Origin of the sequence: Pseudomonas syringae, from assembly GCF_001698815.1 — a bacterium.
GTDB lineage: Bacteria > Pseudomonadota > Gammaproteobacteria > Pseudomonadales > Pseudomonadaceae > Aquipseudomonas > Aquipseudomonas syringae_A.
In genome coordinates this window covers 380,813-387,738 of record NZ_LGSI01000020.1, presented here as the reverse complement: position 1 = coordinate 387,738, position 6,926 = coordinate 380,813, and the positions used below count along the sequence as shown (strand labels likewise).

The 6,926-nt window shown below is 58.1% G+C and carries 5 protein-coding genes and 2 pseudogenes; 6 read left to right on the top strand and 1 reads right to left on the bottom strand.

What is annotated here, in order from left to right; translation table 11 throughout:
• Window positions 1–360, top strand: a pseudogene (locus AFK24_RS29735) (integrase domain-containing protein); the annotation flags it as partial.
• Window positions 357–632: a hypothetical protein gene (locus AFK24_RS06495; RefSeq protein WP_065832445.1), complete on the top strand. Its 276-nt coding sequence runs from the start codon at window positions 357–359 to the stop codon at window positions 630–632. The pseudogene AFK24_RS29735 and the gene AFK24_RS06495, both read left to right, overlap by 4 nt.
• A gap of 178 nt (window positions 633–810) precedes the next feature.
• Here the strand turns inward: AFK24_RS06495 and AFK24_RS06490 are convergent, their stop codons facing one another.
• Window positions 811–2,184 carry an IS1182 family transposase gene (locus AFK24_RS06490; protein WP_065832444.1) on the bottom strand — a complete coding sequence of 458 codons (1,374 nt, stop codon included), beginning with the start codon at window positions 2,182–2,184 and terminating at the stop codon, window positions 811–813.
• A gap of 232 nt (window positions 2,185–2,416) precedes the next feature.
• Between AFK24_RS06490 and AFK24_RS06480 the strand changes: the two genes are divergently transcribed.
• The 4 genes and pseudogenes from AFK24_RS06480 to AFK24_RS31505 form a co-directional block, all read left to right on the top strand.
• On the top strand, window positions 2,417–2,926 hold the full coding sequence (locus tag AFK24_RS06480) for a sigma-70 family RNA polymerase sigma factor (protein WP_065832442.1): 510 nt from the start codon (window positions 2,417–2,419) through the stop codon (window positions 2,924–2,926).
• 3 nt (window positions 2,927–2,929) lie between these two features.
• On the top strand, window positions 2,930–3,868 hold the full coding sequence (locus AFK24_RS06475; protein ID WP_065832441.1) for a FecR domain-containing protein: 939 nt from the start codon (window positions 2,930–2,932) through the stop codon (window positions 3,866–3,868).
• A gap of 121 nt (window positions 3,869–3,989) precedes the next feature.
• Entirely contained in the window at window positions 3,990–6,419 is a 2,430-nt protein-coding gene (locus tag AFK24_RS06470) for a TonB-dependent siderophore receptor (RefSeq protein WP_065832440.1), read from the top strand.
• Between the two features lie 406 nt (window positions 6,420–6,825).
• A pseudogene (locus AFK24_RS31505) lies at window positions 6,826–6,924 on the top strand (integrase domain-containing protein); the annotation flags it as partial.
• Window positions 6,925–6,926: the final 2 nt, after the last annotated feature.

Genomic DNA, 6,926 nt, shown 5'->3' with positions numbered 1-6,926 from the left:
CGCTGGATCAGGGCGGGTGATCATATTCGCGAGGCGCTGAGATTCGCCGAACAGGTCTCACCCGACGGCAGCCGCAACCTACTTGCACCGAACGAAACCTACCTCGATTTCCAACGAGGAATCGTCCGTCCTGCACGGGACATCCTCCATCAGTACAACCTCAAAGGCTTCCACGAATTGCGTGCAGCCTATGCTTGCGAACGCTATGAGCAAATCACCCACCATCCCGCCCCCATCAACGGTGGCCATTGCTATCAACTCGACCGACGTCTCGATCGGGAAGCCCGAGTACAAATCAGCTATGAGCTGGGGCACAAGCGTATCCTCGTAGTGGCCGCTTACATTGGTGGTCGCGCATGAGCACGGTATTCGATATGGATCTGTTCCTGACGGGCGTCCTGACCGGGTCGCATACCACACGCCAACGCCACCTGCGTCAGGCGAAGGCCATCCAAACAGCGATCGCTGAGCGCTGGCAACGCGACAATCCATGGACGTGGCAGAGAAAACACCTTTCGTGGTTTTTGAATCACCACCTAAACCAGCACACTCAATCGACGCGCTATTATTATTTGCTGACCATGCAATTACTCACTCGTCGCTTAGGAAAATCCTGGCAGTTCAACCTCTAAACGAAGGTCAGAAAACGGTCGATTCTGTTGAAAAAGTCGGAATTTCAAACTGGAAGACTTCGAAGTTGATCGTCTCTTCAGAACCTATTCACCACGTTGCGTGGCTTTCCGGTTCTGCGTTGATCGTTGCAGCTTGTCAGTAGGTTGATTTGAAGATTTTTGCTGATTCCGGACGTACCTATCCCGTGGTCGGTGGCCCTTGTGAGGTCATTTTCGCCAGTCTTCTTAGATTCTGTACCGCTGCGGCCAAGGTAAATTCATCGTTTGCACCGGTCATTCCTCGTAGCCGCAATCGATCCAGCTTCAGGATTCGCTTGAGGTGAGCGAACAACATTTCGACCTTCTTGCGCTCATGGCGAGAGCACACGTATTGAGGTGTCTTTGCGATGCGCCGCGCAACATCGCGCGCCGCTTCATGGACGCTGCGTGCGATTTTTCTAAACGACGTGTTCGGGCAGCAGCGCTCTTTCATTGAGCATTTAGCACAGTCGGTTTGCCGGGATCGAAAGATGATGGTGTCGGCTTTCGTGACATGTGAGCGCTGGTTCTTGAAGGCCCGCCACTCGCTACGCAACGCGTGTCCCGTGGGGCAACGATATTCCTGCGCCTCTTCATTCCATTGAAAATCGCTGATCGAGAGGTTGTCGTTCTTGCGCTCGGTTTTGTCCCAAACCGGCACATGTGGCTCGATGTCTTTTTCGTCCACCATCCAGGCCAACATCGGTGCGGTCCCATAAGCGGTATCGCCGATGAGCCGATCCGGCTTGATGTCGAACTGTTCTTCGACCCGCTCGATCATGGTTATGGTGCTTTCGACCTCGGCGGTTCGATGAGCTGGGGTCGGCTCCACGTCCATGATCACGCCATGCTCGACATCAATCAGGTAGTTCGTCGAGTAAGCGAAAAACGCCGGGCCTCCTGGCGCTGCGGTCCAACGAGAAAGCGGATCAGTCAGCGACAGGCGCTTGGGCAGTGCTTCGGCCAAGGCCTCTTCATCCAGCGCATCAAGGTGCTCACGGACGGCGCGAGTACTCAGCGACGGATCGCGCCAGTTGATTTCATCATCGCCAGATACGCCACGTTGCCGACTGGCATCAGCCTTGATCACACTTGCATCCACAGCAAAACCTTCGCCCTTGACCAGACCCGCGTCCATGCACCGACGCAGCACCTCGTTGAACAGCCAGCGAAAAAGCGAGCTGTCACGAAAACGGCCGTGGCGATTCTTGGAAAACGTAGAGTGATTGGGGACTTCGTCTTCAAGACTCAAACGGCAGAACCAGCGATACGCCAGGTTCAAATGAGCCTCTTCGCACAACCGACGTTCGGAGCGAATGCCGTAGCAGTAGCCCACCACCAACAGGCGAATCATCAGTTCGGGATCAATCGACGGACGCCCGATCGGGCTATAAAAATCGGCGAGATAATGGCGCAGATCGCTTAGGTCAAGGCATCGATCAATGCTGCGCAGGAGGTGATTGGCTGGGATGTGATCTTCAATGTTGAACGAGTAAAACAGTCTCTCTTGTCCGCTCGACAATTGTCCCATCATGCTGCGAATCCTCCCGCTGGCCGATGACCTGATTTTGCCGCTGGCCAGGCAGGAGATCTACTTTTTCAACAGAATCGGCCAGAAGCGGACGTTTAGGCAACTGGCCCAAGCCACTACCGTGACTGGCTCACAGCCGCAACGACGAAGCCGGCCCCATTTCCAGCCTTGCAAAATCATCCAGCAAACACGAAAATGAGATTGATTATCATATAAGCCTCTTCAGGTTTGAGCCATGTCCTCCGTCGACCGCCTGCATCAACAGACCGTACACACCCTTTACGCCGATCATCATCGCTGGCTGTGTGGCTGGCTGCGCAAACGCCTGGGCTGTGTCGATCACGCTGCGGACATGGCTCAAGATACCTTCATGCGGGTACTGATCCAACGCAAGGCGCCTGAGCTGCGTGAGCCGCGTGCGTATTTGAGCACCATCGCGCGCAGCCTGATGATCGATATGTTCCGGCGCCGGACTGTGGAACAGGCGTATTTGGAAACCCTGGCTTCCCGACCCGAAGCGCTGGATATCTCGCCGGAAACACGCTTTCTGATCATTGAAACCTTGCTGGAAATCGACCGGATCTTGAATGGCCTGGGCGCTCGCACTCGGCAGATTTTCCTGATGGCCCAGTTGGATGGCTTGAGCTATGTGGAGATCGGCCGACAACTGCACGTATCGGTCAACACCGTCAAGAAACACGCGGTGCGCGCGTTGATGCACTGCCTGCTGGCCACTGAGGAGTAAGGCGTGGCACTGGATCACGCGACCCTTGAAGCCGCCGCGCGCTGGTACGTCGACTTGCGATGTGATGACGCCGATGGAGCCACGCAGGAAGCGCATCGGTGCTGGCTTGAGGGTGCGCCCGGGCATCGTCAGGCCTGGGAACGGCTGATCCAACTGCAGGAACGCTTTGATCGGGTCGGCCCCGGTATCGCTCGACCAACGCTCAACAGCGCACGGGTCAAGCGGCGTGAAGTGCTCAAGGTGCTGTCGCTATTGCTCGCGGCCGGTGGTGCCGGCACGTTGGCCTGGCGCAACACTGCACTGCCGTCACTGGTGGCAGACCAGCGCACCGTCACAGGTGAAAGCAAAAGCCTGCGCCTGGAAGATGGCAGCCAAGTACGCCTCAATACCGCCACCGCGATGAATATTCACTTCAGCCCGAGCCTTCGCGAGCTGCAATTGCTTAGCGGGGAAATCCTTGTAGAAACCGCGCGTGATACCCTGGCTCGGCCCTTTGTGGTGCACACCCGCGAAGGCAGTATCCGCGCGCTCGGTACACGCTTTATCGTGCGTTGCGAAGACGCTCAAACCCGGGTCTGTGTGCTTGAACATGCCGTCGAAGTGCGCAGCGCAACCCGCACGCCGACAGTGCGGGTGGAGGCGGGCCAGCAGGTGTGGTTCAGCCAGGGCCAGGTGGGTAACGTGCAGCCTGCGAGCCCCGACGCCGATGCTTGGATCCACGGCATGTTGGTGGTCAACAACTGGCGCCTGGAGGATTTGATCCTTGAACTCCAACGCTACCGTCCCGGGCACCTGGGCTGCCAGGCGCAGGTCGCGGCGCTGCGTATCTCGGGGGCGTTTCATTTGAACAATATCGATACGATCCTGGAAAACCTGTCCTCTACCCTGCCTGTGCGCATCCGCCAATTCAGCCGCTATTGGACGCGCGTGGAGTCGGTCTGAACAAGCGCCAGAAAATAAATGCCCGCCAGGGGTTGTTGATTCAAGTTCTCATTCGACTTGGTAGATAGAGGCGCATCAGACGCCGCTCTCACTCTACTGCCACTGGGCGAAAGGAAACGGTATGTCCGTACACAAGCCAACCACTCAACGACCGCCTTCACTGACCCGCATCGTGTGCCGCACGCTGCTCGGCATGGCCCTGGGGGCCCCGCTGACCTCAATCATGGTTGCCGCGCCCGCCTGGGCGCAGACGGCCGCGACCCGTCAGTTCGATATCCCTTCCGGCTCGGTCAACACTGCACTGGCGCAGTTTGCAGCCAAGGCGGGAGTCAATATTTCGTTCGACCCTACCCAGGCGCAAGGGCACCGCTCGCCTGGTTTACACGGGGCCTACACGGTGGACTCAGGCTTGCGCCAGCTGCTGGCCGGCAGCAAATTGCAGGCCGTGCTGCTGAGTAACGGCAGCTACTCGCTGATCCCTGTCGTCGACGCAACACTTCAATTGGACCCCACGAGCATCACCGGCAAATCGGTTGAGTCCGCCGCCGGTCCAGTGGAAGGTTACGTGGCCACCCGCAGCAGCGCAGGTACCAAGACCGATACACCGATCATCGAAATCCCACAATCGATCTCGGTGATAACCCGCCAGCAAATGCAGGCCCAGGGCGCGCAGACCGTCACCGACGCGTTGCGCTACGTACCCGGTGTCAAGGTGGAAGCCTACGGCCTGGACCCCAAGGGTTTTGACTGGTTGTACATTCGCGGTTTCAACGGCCAGGCCAGCAGTGACTACCTCAATGGGCTGCGTCAGCAAAACAACAGCTACGCATTTTTCCGCAGCGAACCCTACTCACTGGACCGCATAGACGTCGTACGTGGCCCGGCCTCCAGCCTGTTCGGCCAAGGGGATGCGGGCGGCATCGTCAACCGGGTCAGCAAGAAACCCGAGGCCAATCACGTCAACGAAGTGCAGTTGACCGGCGGCAACCATGATCGCCTGCAAGGCCAGTTTGATATCGGCGGTGTGCTGAGTGACGATCAACACCTGCTCTACCGAGTGGTCGGCCTGGCCCGAGAAGCCGATACCCAAGTGGATTATGCGGACGGCCACGCGCTGAAAGACGACCGCTTGTACATCGCGCCATCCCTCACCTGGGCGCCGGATGAAGACACCAGCCTGACCCTGCTCAGTGACTTCATGCGCGATTCGAACGGCGGTTCGCTGTTCGCATACAGCACGCCGAACGGCCACACCACCAACACGCTGATGGGCGATCACAGCTTCAACCATCTGGACCAGGAACAATTCAGCCTGGGCTACGAGTTCCGCCACCGGCTGGACGACACCTGGGAGTTCCGCCAGAACGCCCGCTACGGGCAGGTCGACCTGATCTTCCAGAATCTGCTGCCCACCGCCGTCGACACCAACACCGGCAACGTGACGCGGATCGCCGACCGCTTCGACCAGCACATGGACACGTTCAACCTGGACAACCAATTGCAGGCCGACTTCACCACCGGCCCGCTCAGCCACACCCTGTTGATGGGCGTCGACTACACCTGGCAAGACGCCGATATCTCGCGCTGGCGCACCCAAGCGCCAGGCCTGAACCTGAACGCGCCACAGTATGGCCTGGCGATCGCTCGTCCCAACGCCGCCAACAGCCTGAGCTCGATTGATTACGACCAGACCATCGAACAGGTCGGCGGTTATATTCAAGACCAGATCAAGTTCGACGACCACTGGATCGTCACGGCCGGCGGGCGCTATGACTATGTTCGCAACGCCCTGGACAACCATGTCGGCGCCTCCTCCAACCAAAAAGACAATGCCTTCACCGGTCGCCTAGGCCTGACCTATCTCACCGAGTTCGGCCTGGCCCCCTACGTCAGCTACGCCGAGTCGTTCACCCCCAACACCGGCACGGACCGCAACGGCAGTGCGTTCGACCCAAGCATGGCGCATCAATGGGAAGTGGGCGTGAAATACCAGCCCACCGACGCCATCCTGATGACTCTGGCCGCTTACGACCTGACCAAGACCAATGTGCTGACGACGGAAATCGTCGGCGGAGTGAACACAGGCTTCACCGTTGCGTCGGGCGAACAACAATCGCGCGGCATCGAAGCCGAGATCAAGGCGCGGCTGGATCAGCACTGGGATCTGATCGCGTCCTACACCTACACCCACGCCGAAATCACCAAAAGCAATCGCGGCGACGAAGGCAAACGCCCGGCCAACGTGCCCAGGCACATGGCGTCCACCTGGTTGAACTACACCTTCAACGACAGCCCGCTCAAAGGCCTGAGCCTGGGCGGCGGTGCCCGCTACACCGGCGTGCTCTATGGCGACAACGGCAATACCTATCACATCGACAACTACACGCTGTTCGATGCGGGCGCCAGCTACCCGATCAACAAACACGTGACCGTCTCGGTCAATGCACAAAACCTGTTGGACACCGAGTATGTGGCCACCTGTGACGATTCTTATGAGTGCTACCCAGGGATGCGGCGTACGCTGCTGACCAGCGTTAAATACTCCTGGTGACCAGATGCACACCATTGACTAAAAAGCGGCTTACCGAGAGGTAAGCCGCTTTTTATGTGCGCCAGGCAGGGCGCGTTGAAGCGCACCTAGTTCCGTAGACACCCGACGGCCGCGTTTGGCCGTCCGCTGCCTGTCGCCACGGCAGCTTTTGGCGGATTCCTACCTATTCTCGACGGAGGGGATGATCAACAACGTTCGAATTCGGGAGGTTTACCATTCCGTATGCGGCTCTGAATTACTTGCAGACCGACAACGTGCTGACATCTAAAAAATCCCGAGTTCGATTCCACCGAACGCCATAACTAGCTGATTTGTTTATAGTTACTAGTTGGGGTACGCCGAATTTTCCAGCGAACTCCAGATGCCCGAAAAACCTACTCTCGCCGAAACATACCGTTCGTCTGGTGCCACCGGCATGCGGCTGGGCGAGGCCATTTTAGCCGACTTAACGCGCTTAAAACGTGAGGCCGAGCACTACGGCAAGATCAACATCCAGGATGGCACTTA

Coding starts and splice junctions, on each gene's coding strand:
- AFK24_RS06495 (WP_065832445.1), top strand. CDS start 357: ATGAGCACGGTATTCGATATGGATCTGTTCCTGACGGGCGTCCTGACC.
- AFK24_RS06470 (WP_065832440.1), top strand. CDS start 3,990: ATGTCCGTACACAAGCCAACCACTCAACGACCGCCTTCACTGACCCGC.
- AFK24_RS06480 (WP_065832442.1), top strand. CDS start 2,417: ATGTCCTCCGTCGACCGCCTGCATCAACAGACCGTACACACCCTTTAC.
- AFK24_RS06490 (WP_065832444.1), bottom strand. CDS start 2,184: ATGATGGGACAATTGTCGAGCGGACAAGAGAGACTGTTTTACTCGTTC.